The following is an 18,995-nucleotide window of genomic DNA, read 5'->3' as shown; positions in this document are numbered from 1 at the left end:
CATATCCATGAAAGACGGCTTTGATTTGCTGGCAAGGGCAATGATATCTACCATTTCGATTTACGAGGCTTTTACAACATTGCAGTTTATCCAGCGAACTAAAGAGACGCTATTGGAATATGGACTTAGTTGGTATCCTGAATTTCTCATCTATTTCACTGCGATAGCCCTTTTTATTGGTGGTGTCTTTTTACTTATTGGCTACCGTCCTGGTTTTGCCGTAAGCTTGTTACTTCTCTATTGGATTCCCGTAACTTTTATTGTGTTCCCGTTTTGGAATGACCCTCCAGAGATCAGAAATGTTCAATCGATACATTTCATGAAAAATATTGCTTTTATCGGAGGCATGATACATGTATTGGTCTACGGAACCGGCAAATATTCAGTCAGAAGGTTTTTTGGAGTTACAAAACTTCCTAAAGAAAAATGGTAATGTGGCGTCTAAGAATCAGCTTCAAAAAATTGATCTTCCTTTTATTATTGCAGCTCAAAGTTATATCATACATCTTTGCTCAGATACCGGGGCATTTCCATATCGACACTTTTAAAATACCGGATTGGCCGCATATCCATTCCTTCGCATTTGCAAGTCTTGGCGAAAAAGTATTAATGATCGGTGGCAGAACAGATGGCATCCACCCCAAAGAAAGTGGATTTGAATATGATCAGGCCAACACATTTATCTACGTCTGGAATACAGCAACTATGCACATTGCAAGTCAATCATTCAATTTTCCAAATAAGGAGATAAATGGTTTTTTAAGTGCTGCCAACAGCACCTTTACCCAGGATAAAGATTACCTGTACATGATCGGAGGATATGGCCAGGATGCATCCGGTACCTATCAGACCTACCCCTACCTCGCTAAAATAAATATTGCTGATTGTATTCACCTCGTTGAATCATCAAGTGATCCGGCATCTGCTTTTGAGTTTATTAAAGATTCTTTTTTTGCAGTTGCAGGAGGCCAAATGCGCATTCAAGACTCCTTATATTATTTGGTCGGAGGCAATTATTTTGAAGGTAAGTATTCGAGCAATTCTTCAAATGTAAAACAGTTTTATACCGACGCACTGAGCATTTTTGAATTATTTAAAGATAAGGACAGTTTGAAATATAAAATTGTATTTAAAAAAACCGACGATTATAATTTTCACCGACGGGATTTTAATTTAAGTCCCTTTATCGATGCTGACGGAAAAGAAAAGCTTATGGTCTATTCCGGTGTCTTCCAATACAATGTAAACAGACCATTTCTGAATACTTCCATTATCGACAAAACAGATGTCGAGGAAGTTTTTGATTTTGATCAAAAATTCTGCGCTTACAATTGCGCAAAACTGAGTTTCTTTGATCAAACCAACAATCGTTCGCACCAGGTATTTTTTGGAGGAATGGCGGAGTTTTATAGAGATTCTGTAGGTCAACTAACACATGATAGTTATGTACCTTTTGTAAAATCTGTCAGTTGTATTACCAGAAATGAAAATAGAAAATTTAGTGAATGGATGTTGCCGGAAGAAATGCCAGGATTTCTGGGCAGTAATTCAGAAGTATATTTAATACCGGGTTTACCATTGGTATCAAATGAAATTATTGACTTGAATGCATTATCTGATGATACTACAAACCTTGCTTACATTTTTGGAGGAATATATAATTTGGGACCGGATCGCAATCCCTGGCAAAACGATAGTGCACATCTCACGATAGCCAATCCCTATTTAATTAAAATCCGGTATATTAAAAACAAACCCTCAAGCAACATCGCACTTCAAAATAAAAAAGAAAAAATACAATTGGAGACATATCCCAATCCAGCAAAATATACAACGACAGTCTTTCTAAATACAAATCAATCAATAAAGCAGGCATATATCTGGGTTCAGAATTCAAATGGAAAAATCCTACATACTAAACAAATCTTTCCCATTGAAAATAATAAATTCGAATTGGATTTGAGCAATTTACCTGCAGGCGCTTATTTTGTTTATGTTTTGGCCAATCAATTTACTTTGCTGCAGACTTCTTTGCAAGTCTTGGATCATTAATGTTTTTGATGTTCCAGTATCCCTTTTATTGCTTTTCCACACCATGCTCCCAAGCATGCACTTAGACCATAGAACAAGCTGCTGATGAGCGCTAATGTAAATGAAGAGGTCCCTAAAAATAATGCCCCCATTCTGTTTACCAAATCCTGACTTCCTAAAGATTGAATGATTAGACAATACAGCAAACAAATCAAAGCATATATTAAAAAATGCATGAGTAATAAATGAGGCGAATCTTTTTTTAGGATTAAAACAAACAATAAAGCCAGTAAAAAAGGAGCATACCATAATGGAATAAACAAAGCCAATACGGCAACTGCAATGCAAACGATCAAATGGAGTTGTTGCTTCATTTTGTCTTTTTAAAGTGTATCCTGTTATCAAAGTTACCTTCATCAGGTTTTTGATCCCAATTTAATAAACGGAAATATTTCCCTTTAGACCAGGGTTCAATCATGTGCTCGTAATAAGCGCTTCCCGGATGTCCGCTTTGCCCGCCCGGATAAATACCATAAGCAATCATTGAATCTTTTTGCAATTCGACAATCATACGCCAGGAAGGACCAAATACTCTGGCATGTGCATTGATGATATCCTCATGACCGGATGTACGCACATTAAATTTGCCAAAGGCCGGGATTCGTGCGATGTGCACGATCTCTGCTGCTTTATAGTGAGCCCAATCTTTGACGCGATCCATGGTATCCATTTGGAATACCAGACTATCAAATGACATTTGAACGAGGTCGCGGGCAGTTTCACGCTGGTCCGTTTTTTGATAATCAAAATACAAATGTTCCGGTTTATTCTTCAACCAATCGATCATCACCATTTCATTAGGGAATGCAATATCTAACTTCGTAGAAGTTTGCTCAAGCTCATCCCAAACCATTTGATTCAAAATATCAAACCATAAATCAAAATAGACTGGACTTTTACTGGTCGAATCGTAATTATAATTCCAATCCAATAATTGATGAAAAATTTCTTTTGAGGAAGCATTCAATTTTGAAGTGTCTAACAAAGAAATCATGGTTGGCAATGAAGATTCTGCTTTAAGACTATAGCTGTTGTATTGTAACTCTTTCATCGTTTCGACAGTCCAGTCGTGTTTGCCGCTGAGAATTCTGTTAATCAAGCTGCCTCTAAATGATCTAAAATCTCCATCGTTATAATATACCGGAAAACTCAAATCAGTTGTTCTCTGATTTGCTGATGATACAAAACCCCGTTCCGGATTTTTCACGGAAGGGTTAAATATCGGGTCCAAAAATCCATTCCATTTATTTTTTCCCTTGGATCCATCCAATACAAATCGGCCCAATTGATCCGGTTTTACAGGCATATTTCCAGCAACAGTGATAGCGACATCACCTGTATTGGAAGCAAACACAATATTTTGCGCAGGGTATGGAAAATAGGTACAAGCTTTCCGGTAGTCCGCATAATTTTTTGCTCGATTGAGACTCATAAAGGTTCTGAATTCCTGTTGCTCATAAGGATCGTGCAAAATCCAGTGCATCGCAAGAGAATACTTTTTATGCGTCGGATCTGTATATATGACCGGTCCCCAATTTGTTAATCTCACCGTATCTATCACAATGCGATCACCCTTAATTTTTATGGTATCCAAACGAACGTTCGTTTGGATCCACTCACCATCAAAATGATATGCAGACATACTGGAATCTTTCCACATGATTTTATACCAATCCAAAACATCCCAGCCTGCATTGGTAACTCCCCAGGCAATATGTTTATTAAAACCAATGACGACCCCTGCTATACCCGGAAAAGTAACCCCATACACATTGTATTCAGGTGTGACGATATGCTGTTCATACCAAATGGCCGGTAAAGTAAGATGCAGATGAGGATCATTGCATAATATTGGATTTCCCGATGCTGACATCGCCGATCCAACCGCCCAATTATTGCTTCCCAAACCGGATATTGATTCTTCTTTCATAAATGGAAGATATCCAAAACTTGCAGTATCAGGCTGTTCAGGAAAAGTAGTACTAGGAAAATCGGGCCATTTTGTACCCGATGGAATAACAGGATCTGTCATATGATCCATTTCAGGAAATAAGATTTTAAAATTCTCTTTAAAAAATGCTCTTGCATTATTTAAATCTAAATCCTTATCACGTCCGCATAATACTTCTGCCATACTTTTATGAAATAAAGCGCTGCGATATATGGACCAGGCTTCCGGTTTATAATTCAACAATTTATATTCTATAGGCAATTCATATTCGGCTAAACTGTTGATATATGCATTCACACCACGTGAATATGATTCTAAACGCGAGAGCAGAAAACTGTCTTTTTTCCAATGTTCGACACTCATGCGCGCAGCAATGGCGAGACCCTTACGCCGCTTAAGGCGGTCAAATTCAATGGTCCTGTCCCCAATGATTTCACTAAGTCGACCTTCTGCAGCCCGCGTTGAAAAATCCATTTGCCACAAACGATGCATCGCATGCATATAACCCTGAATAAAATAAGCCTGATGATCGTCTTCTGCAAAAATATGCGGCACCATTCTATCATCCAGAATGACTTCGCCTTCAACTCCATTGAAGTCTAATATTTGCGGAATTTTCTTATCCATCCACTTCACATTCCACCAAAAACCAGTTGAAGGGCTAAAAAAAGATCCCAATGGTGGCAATGCACTTTCTTTGATGACGAAGGATGTACTCATCATCCAATACCATATTAAAGTAATAAAAAATGGGAACCCTTTTACTATATATTTTACATTCATAATTATCGGGTAAAAAACCAATCAAATTCGTCGGATAATTTTTCGTTGTAGCCGTAATTTTCTAAATTAAATTCCTTTATTTGTAACGCATTCGTACAATGTTGGTCTGCCAAATATCTGGCCATCAATCCCCTGGCTTTTTTTGCATTAAAACTCACAAAGCTCAATTTTCCATTTCGCTCTTCTCTGAAATGGATATTTATCACAGGATATTTCAAATCCGGCAAATGAATCGCTTGAAAATATTCCTGTGAAGCCAAATTGATCAAATAATTATATCCGGATTTTTCGAGATCATTTTGCAGTTGCTTTCCAATAATTCCTTTCCAGAACTGATACAAATTTTTAAACTTTCCAATTTTTAAGCCTATGCCCATTTCCAAACGATAAGGCTGAATGAGATCCAAAGGCCTGAGTAAACCATATAATCCGGAAAGTATTCTCAAGTGCTGATGGCAGTAGTTGATTTCTTGCTCACCAAGTGAATAAGCATCTAATCCCCTGTAGACATCGCCGGAAAATGCAAATATTGCAGGCCGGGCATTCGAAACCTGATGTTGGATTTCGAATTTCAAATATCGATCGACATTTTCTGCTGCTAATTTATCACTGATATCCATCAGATTTTTGAGTTGCCGAGCAGATTTTTTTTTCATGACTTCCACAACCGCATGCGTTTGCGAAAGAAAACGCGGCTGCGTAACTGAAACAGTAGGAATTTCTTTTTTAAAGTCAAGATCCTTGGAAGGTGATATTACAATCAGCATTTTTTAAAATCTGTGACATAGATACTTGATTTTCCCGAAACCAGAAAGGATTTTACTTCGTTGATCTCAATTTCTTAATTTAGAGCCCGCCCTACTTTGCACCGCTCTGGGTTAATCCGATGAAAGAACAATACAACGTTTAGATCTTCCAACCAATGGTAAATAATATTTCTACCCGGTTGATATTTTGATTGACAAGTGGAGTTACGGCATCTATTTTACCATCGCCGTTGAAGTCGGAATTTCCTGTGAGATACGGAGCATAGCTTTGATTTTGTTTGCCAAAACTATAGGCAAAATCGAAATAGATTTTATCTCCCCGATAGCCACCGCCAAAACTATAATAATGCTCTTGCTCATCCGAATTGGTGTAGGTTTGAGGGAGCCATTGAGAACCTGCGCGGAGTCTGAGTTTAGACAGCGCCAATTCAGCACCGAGTCGGTATTGCATCACTGATTTGTATTGTTTATCAATGTCTGCATTCAACTCCTGTTCGAAACTTGTATCTCCGGCATCGTCACTAAAGGCCGAAAGATTATAATGCGCTTGTTGCGGATTGATCCAGTCCACTTCACCAGAAATAAAACCATAAGTACCGATGAGCGCAACAGAAAAAACGCTTCTCCAGGGGGTCGTCAATCGATATTCAAATTCACCATCAGGAGATCGTGCATCAAATAAAGTATCGCGATTGTTCAACACAAATCCGTATTCAAGGGAAGTATGATATTTGTCTTTGAGTGTTAATAAATAAGGAGTTTGAATGGCAGCTCCCAATCTCAAAAAAGGAGTCGGCTTCAAGATGATGCCCATTTTAGCACCGACTCCTGAAATTTCTGTTTTTAGTTTGTTTTCAAATACCAGACTTCTGAAAGGCAGGTATTCATTTTTAATCGCTTCAGATTCTGTATAAACTGTACTGCTTTCAAAAAATCCGAAAGGAATATGGAGACTCAATCCTAGAGCCATCCATTCGCGATAGTTGGCACCTACTCCAAATGTAAATTCATGCATGCCACCATACTGTTTTACAGATTGTTCTTTAAGCACAGCATATTCCGGATAGGCTAAAAAGTCGGTATTATAGATGTATTTCAACGAATCTGTTCCCGTATCAAAAAGCGCACCCGTTTCGTAAGCAAGTCCGGCTTCAAAATCATCCAAATCATCGGGGTGTAAACCTTCAAGCCCTTGTCCCAAGGGATCTAGCGCCAACTCCAAAAAACGATCTGTGATAGAACCCCGGCTTCTCCCTTTAAAATAAATATCCCTTCTAAAATCAGCCGTACGCACGAGATTTATACTGACATTGACATTTTGCCAATCGCTTGCAATGGGATTGGAGACACCTACAAATCCTAAGCCATTCAGTGAAAACTTACCGGTGTTTTCTTCGAATATTGAATTTTGATGTTGGTCTGAGTTTAATCTCGCTTCATTTTTTTCCCATATCGTGCCCATACTCACATAAGCATCTGATTTCCGATAAAGCCCGATACCTGCCGGATTGATTGCAATTGCTGAGAAATCACCACCTAAGGCAGACATACTATTTCCAACTCCAATGGCACGGCTTGTACTATATGGCCTGAACATGCTGTATCTCAAGGCTTCCGAAGACGTCTGTCCGTACGTATGTTGTATACCAATAGCAATAAAGAACATCAACAAAAACTTAACTTTCATGATGAGTGAATTTAAATACAATTACAAAATATAGAAAAGTTTATCTGGGTCCCTTTCTGGGGCTTTCTGATTTATTTGATTTTCCAGAATTTCCGCCTGATGAAGAATTATTTCCTTTCGATTTAGAGCCTCCCAGTGCATCCATAATTGCACCTCCAAAACCCGAACGATCTTGATCTTGCCTTTGCCTGGGCAAATTTATATCTAGTTGTGCAGAACGATCTCTTCCGGTTCTTCTTTCAGCGTCCATTCTTGAGTTACGGCTTTTATCTTCCGATGGAAATGAACGTTCCATTCGATGAGGTCGTAATTTACTATTATCGATGTTTCGTTCATCTTTGAATTTATCTTGAGCATTCATTTCGCGATCATCCCATTTTTGTGGATCTCTACCGGTACTGCGATCGATTTTTTCATAACCATGTTTGCCATCTGATAATTCTTTACTGGGATTTGATCTCGGCAAAGGTCTTTTACCGGTATTTGGAATTCCGGGCATTAGCTTATCATTCGATGCATCCCCATCTGCACTTCTCACCACTCTTCTGGGAGCATCATTCGTTCTACCCGGATTGGCATTCACTCCGGTTGTTTCCGTGATCTCTCTGGGTGAAGGATTACTCAGCCGTACGGGTCCTCTTTTAGAAGTATTGGTTGTCCCAAATCTTCTGCTTCCATAATGGTAGCCATTATCAGCGTATTTATCCTGATCCCGGTATTTGTTATGAGAATAATAGTGAGGAGAATTGTAATAATAGTATGGACTTCCCCAATAAGTATTATATCCATGATAACTTCCATAATAGCCGTGGTGGTAATTATTCCAGCCGTAACAGGCATCCCAATTTGACCAAAAGGGTCTATAGCTATAATAATTGCTCCAACGAATCGGACCGGTATAAAAATTAAATCTCCAACTACTTGAGTATATATCCCGGTCATAATACCATGGATCAAAATCATAGGGATCGTAATAGTAATTATAAGTATAAAATGGATCGTAATAACCAAAACCATAGGCCGGCCTATAAAATCTCTTTATTCTCGATGTGTAATAATACTCCTGATCTTCCCACTCTCCATTGGTATCGTCATAATAAGCTTCTTCGTCAGACTCATTTTCGTAGCTCAGATGTTGTGAATCAGTTGGAGATCCGCCTCTTTCTTCTTCATAATATCTATTATCCACAGGCTTGGTATCCTTGTCAGGATCATAGTAGATATCATCAAACTGAGCCTGAATCCCCTGCGAAACAAAGGCCAGGAATAAAGCTATAAAGACACTATTTGAAATCGTTTTCATAGTTGAATACTTTAAAGTGAACCTATTCACATTACTAAACAATGGCTAATTTATTACATTTGTGGTCGGGCTTGGTTAAATTCCATTTAATATTTAACAGAATTAAGTTAAACTTACTTAACAAGTCATATCCCAGCATTTATTTGATTGAAAATCAAGCATAAAGTTTAATAAGATCCTATGGCTAAAGTAATCACATCGCGTACAGAAGACTATTCTCAATGGTATAATGACCTGGTTTATAAATCGGGATTGGCTGATCAAAGCGCCGTTCGCGGCTGCATGGTCATTAAGCCCCTGGGCTATGCATTATGGGAAAACATGCGGGATGTTCTCGATCGCATGTTCAAAGAAACCGGTCATGTGAATGCTTATTTTCCACTTTTTGTTCCCAAGAGTTTATTCGAAGCTGAAGAAAAAAATGCAGAAGGTTTTGCCAAAGAATGTGCAGTCGTAACCCATTACCGACTCAAAAACGATCCCAATAATAAGGGGAAACTCATGGTCGATCCGGAAGCCAAACTTGAGGAAGAACTGGTGGTAAGACCAACCTCTGAAGCCGTTATCTGGAATACTTACAGAGATTGGATCCAATCGTATCGAGACCTACCCATACTTATCAATCAATGGGCAAATGTTGTCCGCTGGGAAATGCGAACCCGTCCTTTTTTGCGCACCACCGAATTCTTGTGGCAGGAAGGCCATACCGCTCATGCAACTGCAGCAGAAGCCATAGCTGAAGCTGAACAAATGCATGAAGTGTATACGCGATTTGCAGAGGAGTATATGGCTATACCCATCATTAAAGGGGTCAAAACAGCTAACGAGCGTTTTGCCGGAGCTGAAGAAACTTATACTATTGAAGCGATGATGCAAGATGGAAAAGCATTACAAGCAGGTACCTCTCACTTTTTAGGTCAGAACTTTGCCAAAGCCTTCAATGTAAAATATCTGACGGATCAAAACAAAGAAGAATTCGTCTGGGCTACTTCCTGGGGAGTTAGCACGCGCTTGATTGGCGCGATCGTTATAGCACATACAGATGACGAAGGACAGATATTGCCCCCGCGCCTGGCACCTACACAAGTAGTCATTGTGCCTATACCTAAGCCATCTCCCGAATTAACCGAGGCCGCTGATGCGCTCATGAAAAAACTGCAACAAAAAGGCATTCGTTGCGCTTACGACAAAGACGAAAAAAATCGTCCCGGCTTTAAATTTGCCGAACACGAATTAAAAGGTGTCCCCATCCGCGTAGGCATCGGTGCCAGAGATCTCGAAGCAGGCGTTTTTGAAATCGCCAGAAGAGACACCAAAGAAAAATCAAGCATCCCCATCGAAGGTGCTACAGAATATATCGAACAACTATTGGTTGAAATTCAACAAAATCTTTTTACAAGAGCCCGTAATTTTCAAATTGCTAACAGTCGTTCGTTAGATAGCTGGGATGAATTTGTAAAGGTCATTGAAGAAACTCCAGGTTTCATCTACGCCCATTGGGATGGAACTTCTGAAACAGAAGAGAAGATCAAAGAACTCACTAAAGCTACGATCCGTTGCATTCCTTTGGATGCAAAAGAGGAGGATGGCAAATGTATTTTCACAGGCAATCCTTCGAAGCGGAGGGTGTTGTTTGCGAAAGCTTATTAAGAGGAAAAGTCTGGAGGAAGTCTGGGGGAAGTCTGGGGGAAGTCTGTGGGAAGTCTGGGGAAAGTCTGAAAGTCTGTTAGTCTGTTAGTCTGTTAGTCTGTTAGGCTGTTAGGCTGTTAGGCTGTTAGGCTGAGGCTGTTAGACTGGAAGGCTGGGAGTTATAAATGTATGATGTTAGATTTGTGATTCTGATTAGATTTAATCAACAAATTCAATTTGGAATATTCACTTATTATGCAATCCTTTGATAAGGGAAAACAAAACTTTTTCTGCCGCTTCAAATTTGTTTTGACATGCATTGAAACTTTTAAGTTCGATATAACCCAGACGATATGCTAATTCAAATTGATAATGTGATTCTTTTAAGGAAGCAAATGAAATTTCCAAATATCTGAAAAATTCTTTTTCACTTGAACGGTAACATCCTTCAACTATATTGCAGCATACTGATATTACGGCTCTTCGCAATTGAGATGACAAACCATAAATCTCATCTTTCGGAAAGTACTTCGTAATTTGATATACTTCCAGAACGAGTGCATCAGCAATTTGAAATGCTTTAATTTTCGTGTAATCTCTCATGTTGTTATATTGAATTTATCAATAAATAAAAACAATATTACACTGGATAAATTTTTACAAACAGAAATGATTAAAAAAAATAGGGATCAATTTATTCAATCACCCTATTGATCGATTGAATGTATTGGTGTGCCAACTTTTAATGTAACTCTGAAATTTCCTATATGCACATAAACCTGCATGACTCCACACCTCAAATGCATCCGTAAAAAAATAACAGACTATCAGACTTCCTCCAGACTATCAGAATAGCAGACAATCAGACTTCCTCCAGACTAGCAGACTAGCAGACAATCAGACTTCCTCCAGACTAGCAGACTAACAGACTAGCAGACTTACAGCCTTCCTCCAGACTTCCTCCAGTCTTCCTCCAGACTTCATTTTAAAGGAAATTTACTCCCGTATAAACCGGCAAGAAAAAATCCAGTAACAACAAGAATCTGATCTTCTACATCCTGAAGATATTCAATCGACCAATCCCGGTAATCAAAAAAATAACTGTTATAAATAATAAATACTTCTTCTTCGCCCTGTGTCATCAAACATTGAATCCCATCCGATTCAGGTTCAATGCGCAAATTGTATATTTTATCCTTAAAAGCAATTCTCCAAACATCAAATTGTCCCGCCCATACAGGTGTAGCCGTTAAAAAATGATCCAACAAACGGATTTCCCAATCGTGTGGTTGATTTTTCCAGCGTTGTTGAATGGATCCGGATAATTCATCGATCCGAATATCCCATTGCGAAAAGTCCTGTTCAAAACCCCAACGTGCTCTTAAGCTTCCCATCTGAGATTCTTCCTCATCTAAAAATCTCCAATCGCGAAGATCATCGGAATAGACCGTTTGAAAGTGAGAAATCATCTGGCTGTTTAAGCCAGTCACAAAAAAGCAGAATATGCAAAGAATTTTATACATCAAAAAGGAAGATCATCAAAATTGGTTTCCGGCTGTGAAAAAGGATCCGGTGCATCTTTATCAGCCACTAAATCCTGACCAGCGGCCTCTCCACCTCCTGCTGACGCTTCCACCTTCCAAGCCTGTAAATTGGTAAAATATTTACCCTGCCATTCGCGACCGCGCAAATCAAAATGCACTGCTAGTTCGTCATTTTCATTAAACTTATCAATGATATTGCAGCGATCCTGCACCAACTGAAATTTAATGTATTGAGGATATTGCTCTTGGGTTACAATTACAAATTCTCTCGTTTGAAAGCTGGCAGTTTTGCTTTCCATTTCCATTTTTTTGACCAGTTTGCCGTTTATTTGGTAACTCATATTGTTAAATTTAGGAAACAAATATAAGCCTAATATCTAATGTGAGAATAACGAATTTCAATCCTGAATATATTTTGCTAAATCAAGAAAAAGCCATATTAATTATAGGCTAATCTATTAAATTTTAGTACTAAATAACGTATAATAAAAATAATTATGTAATCCACCTGGTTACAAAACTGAACAATTTGTATTAAGTTTGAAGAATCTATTGATCAACCAACCGAAACTGACCCCATGGACGATCCACTCAAAACCAGGGCGCCTCAACTTAATTGGCGAAGCTTTAGCAGGAGTTATCCTGCCTGTATCTTTACTGCAATTTTTATTGTACATACTTGCTTTTCTTTTGCAAATTCATTTATCCTTATAAGCTGGAACATCAAAGATTTTGGGCAGTCCAGGGATGATAAAGAGATGCAAATGATTGCTGATCTTATAGGACATGCGGATGTGATCGCCATCCAGGAAGTAGTTGCCAAACATCCGGGCGGTGCACAAGCTGTTGGAAGATTGAGCGAAGCACTCAAACGAAAAGGAGCAAACTGGGATTACCGCATCAGCGATCCTACCAAAAGCCCTAGTGCATATATCAGTGAGCGATATGCCTATTTGTGGAAAACATCTCGCATCAAAATGTTGGGACACCCCTATTTATTAAAAGAAGTCGATGCTGCAGTTCACCGCGAACCTTTTGTAGCTTTATTTGATATTGGAGGTTTATCCTTTAAAATGATCAACTACCATTCTCGCACACACGATAAAAGTTTTGAGGAATCTATTGAAATTAAAGCGATAACACAATGGATTTCACAACAACAAAATAATAATATGATATGGAGTGGAGATTTTAATCTTCGAAATGATCATGACGCTTTTAACTCACTTAAGCAATTAGGTTTTAATTCGTGTCTCAATGGACAATCGACAACGCTCAGAATGTATTGTGAAGATGGAAACTACATGAGTTTGGGCGAAGACAATATCTACTATAAATTCAATCAAAGTCGCAAAACTATTTGCAAAGTACAGGATTTTATGAAAGATCGACCTTGTGAAACGGTTACAACTTTGAGAAATGTTTATTCAGATCATTTACCTGTCGAGATGCTGGTGGAATTTTAAATTTAATAATCTGCATGAAAATATTTTTAGATATGGAGTTTACGGGATTACATCAGGCCACAACTTTAATATCAATGGGTCTGGTCGCCGAAAACGGCAGAGAATTTTATGCAGAATTCAACGACTTCGATCGCAATCAACTCAATCCGTGGCTTGAAGAGCATGTCCTACCAAAACTTGAATACAAAGAAGTTGAAGAAATATTAGAAAATTCCGGAACAACCTTTAAAATGAAAGGAAATAAAATTCAAATCAGAAAAGAATTGGAAACATGGCTTTCTGAATTTGACTTTATCGAAATCTGGGCTGATGTACTGGCTTACGACTGGGTCTTATTTTGTGAATTGTTTGGGGGTGCAATGAATATACCTTCAAACATATTTTTTGCTCCATTTGATCTTGCAACCTATTTCAGATTAAAAGGCATTATAGAACCGATGGATCGATTTACAAAAGATGTATCGCGATTTGAATTTGCAGGAGCTGATAAGGCAAAGCAGCATCATGCTCTTATTGATAGTCAAATTGAGCTAGTTTGCTTTAAAAAACTACATAATTTCAAAACTAATGGATAAAAAAGTGCCTCAAATTTATAGTACACATACCTTCATGTTGCCATTGAAGTGGGATTTTGTTCCTGGAAAGAAGAACCTAAGTACTTACGATTTTGAATTAAGATCCGATATCACAAAATTTCATAAATACCTTAATAATACTAATTGGAGAAGACAATTTTACAGGTTAAATACCGAAAAGGATTACAATGAATTTGTTTATTTTCACGATTATGTCCGAAAGGCCATTTTCGATCAACAAGAGAGGAATGAAAAACAAAATTGGCAGAACGAAAATCCCGTATGGGGTAAAATGCCAAAAAACAAATTTATGGCCTATTATGAATATAAACTTGGAAATAATGCTGAATATATAATTGATACCAAATTAAAAACTTATATATTACATCTAAAATCAATTTGCCTTCATGTTTTTTCTACGGGTGTATTGATATTAAGTATTGATTGTGAAAACCACAAAGAAAATCAACATGATGAAAGTAGTATTCTTCTTATAAATGAATTTGGCAGAAGAATCTATCCTCAATATTTAGGAAATTCCGAGCCGCGAACAGCAGCTGTTAAAAGCAATTTTCTTGCTTCTAAAATTATACTAAATCCAGACTTAGGCACTAATCCAATCGAAGATAATTTTGAAAGATTTGATGACCTAACAAAACTTACAACTAAAGGTTACTATACAACAGAAGGCACAACATCCTATCGTGATCAAATGGTAATTCATGCTCCTAAGTTCATTTCAGGACTATTTAATGCTCATTTTGCTTTCAATCAACATGAACATTTAGATCATAAGAATGGGTTGATTCGATTAAGCAGAGTAATGGATGATCGAATGTTTTTTCAATGTTGGTATGACAATACTAAAAAAGCAAATGCCCTGGCAATCCCAACAAAAGTGGACAACACGTTTATGAGAATTGAGAATGAGTACCTACCTGCTTATGCAACAGATAAATTTTGGTATTCCTTTATGTTTGGAGACAAAAATCAGGATGATCCTTCCATTAATGACGATAATTTACAAGCTAATCAAATATTAACACATACATACTCAAGATGGTACGACTATAAACGTAAAAGTGGGCAATACGATGGCACCTTATATGGCTTTACAAGAGATTCCTTTGTATGCATAGGTGGATGTTTCGTGTTACCACACATACAAACTATGTACTATCAAATTGCAGTATTATGCCTTGCACAGCGGAGCACAGCACTTAGGTATTCTGGTGAGGTTGCAAATTTGACACCTATTAAATCTAAGCCTCAAAAGATGGTCAGACGCATAAGGAGTTTACACTTACATTATGTTGAGTTTATAAATAAACTTTACTTTCGTGAAGTTACATCACAGATTCAAGGAATTGAAATGTACAATCAATTACAGGATATAATGCAAATTCATAAAGATGTTAAAGACCTAGATTCTGAGATTCAGGAATTACATTCATATGTAACAATGTATGAACAAGCATTGATCGCAAAAATAACTACAGTTGGAGTGCCATTTGCAATTGTCTTTGGAATTCTAGGTGCCAATATATTTCAAAATGGGATGGTACTAGGCAATACTCCTGACTTTAATGCATTAAAATGGATTGGCTGTGGATTATTAATTAGTATCATAACAATCCTAATATTACCATTTATTTTTAATAGTTGTATTCCAATTTTTAGAAAATTAAGAAAATCTTTATGACTTTTCAAATTCAGTTTAAATTACGACAACATACTCCAATAATTCACTTCCAATGGAATGAAAATAATGCAAGTTTGAGACCAACTGAGCTTAAATCAAAATTAGATAAATGGCTCATTGCAATTCTAGCAAATGAACTCCGAGGAAATGAAAAAAGACGTGAAGCTGCATTGAAAACTGAAAAGCTGAAAAAATGGCTCCGTGGGGCTAAATTAAAAGATAAAAGTAATCCGGCATTCAATTACTCAGTAAAAATATCCACAATTGGAAATAACAAATTTGAAGATGAGATAAATATCGAAATTGATGAAAACAATCCAATAAATCCAAAATTGCGCAATACCGATTATCCTACTTACTTCGGAAATCAACTAAAAGTTAAGGCAATTAATGCAAATGGTAGTTTTCATCCTGAAGATGAATATAGAACAGGTAAAAAGCGAATCAAGCGTCTTAATTACTTTACTGGAGTAATTATTACGTTTTCATCACCTTTTGAAGATTTGTTAGCTGAAATCAATAATCAATTTCCCAGTTTTTTACTCAAAACCAATTTTGGCACCCGGCAAGGTAAAGGGTTTGGTAGTTTCTTCATAGAAAAGGGTGCAGAAGGATTTCCTGAAAATTATGACAATTGGTTCAACCGAAAATTTTCATGGAAATTTGATGTAACTGTTGAAGGGAATACTGAGGAAAAAAGGATGAAGAATCTATTTGAAAAGATTGACTTGTTTTATAAAACATTACGAAGTGGGATAAATACAAAAAAATTCGGAGGGCACTATTTTAAATCCCTAATGTGGAAGTATGTTAAGGAAGACCAGAAGTTACAATGGGATAAAAAAACTATTAAACAGAAATTCTTCTTAAATAATTACAAAAGCACACCTGAGAACGAATCTACTCAAAAAATAAGGCATAATGTTATAGGTATTCCTAGCGATAATGATTCACCACTTTTTTGGGAAGAAGCAATGGCTGAAATTTTTAACAAATTCCTCTGGCGCGATTTACTTGGCTTGTCATCAGTCCAACAATGGAAGGATTACAAATTGCCGAATACAAACAACCATGCAACAGTTTATAAGGAACATATTCCGTCTGGCAACAATCAAAAGATTGATCGCTTCAAATCCCCCATTTTTTTTAAACCTATTAGAACAGATATTAATAAATTCAGGGTCTTTTTTGAAGTACCTTCTTACATTCAAATAGCATTTGCGCAAAACGATCAAAAAGGATATGCGGATGAAACAGCAATCCTTGGTGAAACAATCAAGATTGGGACGACATCAAATCTTACTCTAGGAAGTTGGGGTCTTAAATTTCCTGATTCTTTTAATTATAATCGATTTTTGGCGCACGTACTAAATACAACGAATCTTGCAACATATGTAAAAGTAAAATCACCAAATGATAAATCGCTGAAGTCGCTACAAGAAATATTTAATCAACTTAAACCCCAAGCTGAAGCCATTTTCATCAAACTAAATCAACAGCAGCAATGAGCATTCTTCATATCGGCATCACAATAGGCCCCATTTATAAGACATTCCAAAAGGCAGATAAAACACGCGAATTGTGGGGCGGTAGTTACTTATTTTCGTATCTGTGCAGACAATTGGTTCTGGAATTGCAAAGCAAGGATGGAATTACAATTCTATTGCCCAGTCCAAAATCTGCACTTGATATGAAAAATTTACTTGTAAAAAAACCCGGCGTAGGATTGTACCCAGACAGAATTTTACTCCAAGTCAAAGGAGATAAATTAGATGATGTAAAGAATGTTGTAAGGGATGTAAAGGATAAAGTGGTAAGCGAAATGCTTCGATACATCCAGTCCTATAGAGCTTATGACCCGTATGCCAGATTACTTAAGATGCACATTAGAAACAATTATGAAAACGCCAAAGATTATCTTTTCAATTATCTTCAGGTTTACACTATTCAGGCTGATCTGTCTCAGGATAACTTAAAGGAAAATGAACGACCATTGGGTACAGTGAAGTCCCTGAATACTTTACTTGACCATGCAGAATTACGTTCTTCAATTACCAGTTTCGATCCTGACCCCATTAAAGTATTTCTTCGCGGCATAAACCATAGTTTTCTATTGAATGACGCTCTTGACGAAAGTTTCAACCATTTCCCATCGCTGCCGGAAATTACAACCACAGAAATCAGGTTTATATCAGAGAATATCAGAAATGAATACGACAGGATAATTGAAAGTGATTATAATGAACTCGTCAAAAATGAACAGTTAAAAACTATGGAGTTACTAAATAATCCTGATGCCGAGGATAAGTCAATCGAAGATGAAAATGATCTCGAATCTGACTTAAAAGAGGATGATCTGCTTAATAGACTTATTAGACTTGCTGAAAAAAATGATAGGCGTCTGTATCATAAATATATTGCCATTGTTCATGCCGACGGAGACAGGATGGGCAACCTTATTGGCAGTTTACCCGATGATCAGGTACAAGGATTTTCAGAAGATTTATTGGAATTTGCACAAAAAGCAAATGAGGTTATTGCCGGAAAGAGGTTTACTCAGGGAGCTAAAACGGACTGGGGTTTTGGAGGTGCACCCATATACATAGGAGGTGACGATTTGGTATTTTTTGCACCAATTGCTTGCCGAAAAATAGTAAATGGACATTCTGTACCCCAATTTCAAACGGTCTTACACCTTATAAAAGATATAGATAAAATATTTGATGATGTATTTAACAAAAAGAAATCAGATGGTAGTTACGAAAAATATCAATTATATACTATCAATCGACCCTGTATGACATACGGTGTAAGTATTGCATATTTCAAAAGGCCTTTACACGAAATTTATTCAGAAAGTTATGAGCTCATGCAAGCAGTAAAAAATAATAATTACAAGACCCGCAACCGCATTAACTTAAAGATTACAAAACACAGCGGGCAGTGGTTTGGCGGTGTATTAGACAAGAATGACCAAAGTACTTGGGAGAAGGTAATTGAGTTAATTAGCGAAAAAAACATATTAAAAGCGGAAAGCGGCCATATCGAACAGTTTGTGAATTCAGTTACTCAAAAACTTCGCTATTATAAAGCAGTAATTATTAAGTGTGCTAAAGATGACAATGATGATGAATTACAAAAACATATTATTGCGCTGTTCGATAATGCATTTAATGAAGGAATTCATAACACCGTGCGGGATTATCTTAATCAGGTACGTGATTTACTTATCTCCATGCTCATTATGACAAGAAAGAATGAACTTCTGTCAGGAGGAATGACTAAAGCTGAACATATAAAGCAAACAATTGACACTCTGTATGGCATTATACGCCTTTTGCATTTTATCCGCGATACTCGGGCACCTGTTTCTAAACCATCACCTCAAATACTGGAAGTATAATATGACAACACTTCGATTTATACTCAAACCTCTTGACACCATTTTTTTTTGGGGATGAAAAAGCTTGTTTAAGCAAGATTACTTGCAAAAAAGC

Annotated in this window: 16 protein-coding genes; 8 read left to right on the top strand and 8 right to left on the bottom strand. The window is 37.2% G+C overall.

Annotated features, from left to right (window positions below; all coding sequences use genetic code 11):
• Positions 1 to 7 precede the first annotated feature (7 nt).
• Both IPM92_02775 and IPM92_02770 read left to right on the top strand, forming a co-directional pair.
• On the top strand, positions 8 to 433 hold the full coding sequence (locus IPM92_02775) for a DoxX family protein (protein MBK9107319.1): 426 nt from the start codon (positions 8 to 10) through the stop codon (positions 431 to 433).
• Positions 433 to 2,052 carry a T9SS type A sorting domain-containing protein gene (locus IPM92_02770; protein MBK9107318.1) on the top strand — a complete coding sequence of 540 codons (1,620 nt, stop codon included), beginning with the start codon at positions 433 to 435 and terminating at the stop codon, positions 2,050 to 2,052. Before IPM92_02775 ends, IPM92_02770 begins: the two co-directional genes overlap by 1 nt.
• Here the strand turns inward: IPM92_02770 and IPM92_02765 are convergent.
• The 5 genes from IPM92_02765 to IPM92_02745 form a co-directional block, all read right to left on the bottom strand.
• Complete coding sequence (locus IPM92_02765) at positions 2,049 to 2,405, bottom strand: hypothetical protein (protein ID MBK9107317.1); 357 nt, start codon at positions 2,403 to 2,405, stop codon at positions 2,049 to 2,051. The two genes, IPM92_02770 and IPM92_02765, sit on opposite strands and share 4 nt — an antisense overlap.
• Positions 2,402 to 4,765 (bottom strand): penicillin acylase family protein, encoded by a 2,364-nt coding sequence (locus IPM92_02760; protein ID MBK9107316.1) that lies wholly within the window; start codon positions 4,763 to 4,765, stop codon positions 2,402 to 2,404. Before IPM92_02760 ends, IPM92_02765 begins: the two co-directional genes overlap by 4 nt.
• 62 nt (positions 4,766 to 4,827) lie before the next feature.
• Positions 4,828 to 5,592 (bottom strand): peroxide stress protein YaaA, encoded by a 765-nt coding sequence (gene yaaA, locus IPM92_02755; GenBank protein ID MBK9107315.1) that lies wholly within the window; start codon positions 5,590 to 5,592, stop codon positions 4,828 to 4,830.
• Positions 5,593 to 5,731: 139 nt separating this feature from the next.
• Positions 5,732 to 7,279, bottom strand: a complete 1,548-nt coding sequence (locus IPM92_02750; GenBank protein MBK9107314.1) for a hypothetical protein — start codon at positions 7,277 to 7,279, stop codon at positions 5,732 to 5,734.
• A 40-nt stretch (positions 7,280 to 7,319) separates the two neighbouring features.
• The gene (locus IPM92_02745) at positions 7,320 to 8,582 is read right to left on the bottom strand and encodes a hypothetical protein (protein MBK9107313.1); all 1,263 of its coding nucleotides are present in this window, start codon (positions 8,580 to 8,582) and stop codon (positions 7,320 to 7,322) included.
• A 180-nt stretch (positions 8,583 to 8,762) separates the two neighbouring features.
• On the opposite strand from IPM92_02745, the gene IPM92_02740 reads away from it, so the two are divergent.
• Positions 8,763 to 10,232 carry a proline--tRNA ligase gene (locus IPM92_02740; GenBank protein MBK9107312.1) on the top strand — a complete coding sequence of 490 codons (1,470 nt, stop codon included), beginning with the start codon at positions 8,763 to 8,765 and terminating at the stop codon, positions 10,230 to 10,232.
• Positions 10,233 to 10,457: 225 nt separating this feature from the next.
• On the opposite strand, the gene IPM92_02735 is transcribed toward IPM92_02740, so the two are convergent.
• From IPM92_02735 to IPM92_02725, 3 genes are all read right to left on the bottom strand, one after another.
• The gene (locus IPM92_02735) at positions 10,458 to 10,814 is read right to left on the bottom strand and encodes a four helix bundle protein (GenBank protein MBK9107311.1); all 357 of its coding nucleotides are present in this window, start codon (positions 10,812 to 10,814) and stop codon (positions 10,458 to 10,460) included.
• Between the two features lie 377 nt (positions 10,815 to 11,191).
• Positions 11,192 to 11,680, bottom strand: coding sequence for a hypothetical protein (locus tag IPM92_02730; GenBank protein MBK9107310.1), 489 nt, complete (start codon positions 11,678 to 11,680; stop codon positions 11,192 to 11,194).
• A gap of 53 nt (positions 11,681 to 11,733) precedes the next feature.
• The gene (locus tag IPM92_02725; protein MBK9107309.1) at positions 11,734 to 12,096 is read right to left on the bottom strand and encodes a DUF3127 domain-containing protein; all 363 of its coding nucleotides are present in this window, start codon (positions 12,094 to 12,096) and stop codon (positions 11,734 to 11,736) included.
• A 237-nt stretch (positions 12,097 to 12,333) separates the two neighbouring features.
• On the opposite strand from IPM92_02725, the gene IPM92_02720 reads away from it, so the two are divergent.
• From IPM92_02720 to IPM92_02700, 5 genes are all read left to right on the top strand, one after another.
• Positions 12,334 to 13,221: an endonuclease/exonuclease/phosphatase family protein gene (locus IPM92_02720; GenBank protein MBK9107308.1), complete on the top strand. Its 888-nt coding sequence runs from the start codon at positions 12,334 to 12,336 to the stop codon at positions 13,219 to 13,221.
• Between the two features lie 14 nt (positions 13,222 to 13,235).
• On the top strand, positions 13,236 to 13,796 hold the full coding sequence (locus tag IPM92_02715) for a 3'-5' exoribonuclease (GenBank protein MBK9107307.1): 561 nt from the start codon (positions 13,236 to 13,238) through the stop codon (positions 13,794 to 13,796).
• Positions 13,797 to 14,106: 310 nt separating this feature from the next.
• Entirely contained in the window at positions 14,107 to 15,498 is a 1,392-nt protein-coding gene (locus IPM92_02710) for a hypothetical protein (protein ID MBK9107306.1), read from the top strand.
• Positions 15,495 to 17,006, top strand: a complete 1,512-nt coding sequence (locus IPM92_02705) for a hypothetical protein (protein ID MBK9107305.1) — start codon at positions 15,495 to 15,497, stop codon at positions 17,004 to 17,006. Before IPM92_02710 ends, IPM92_02705 begins: the two co-directional genes overlap by 4 nt.
• Entirely contained in the window at positions 17,003 to 18,901 is a 1,899-nt protein-coding gene (locus tag IPM92_02700; GenBank protein ID MBK9107304.1) for a hypothetical protein, read from the top strand. Before IPM92_02705 ends, IPM92_02700 begins: the two co-directional genes overlap by 4 nt.
• The last annotated feature ends 94 nt before the right edge of the window (positions 18,902 to 18,995 follow it).

The sequence above is a fragment of the Saprospiraceae bacterium genome (genome assembly GCA_016719615.1).
GTDB lineage: Bacteria > Bacteroidota > Bacteroidia > Chitinophagales > Saprospiraceae > Vicinibacter.
This window is presented reverse-complemented; position numbering and strand designations above follow the sequence as displayed.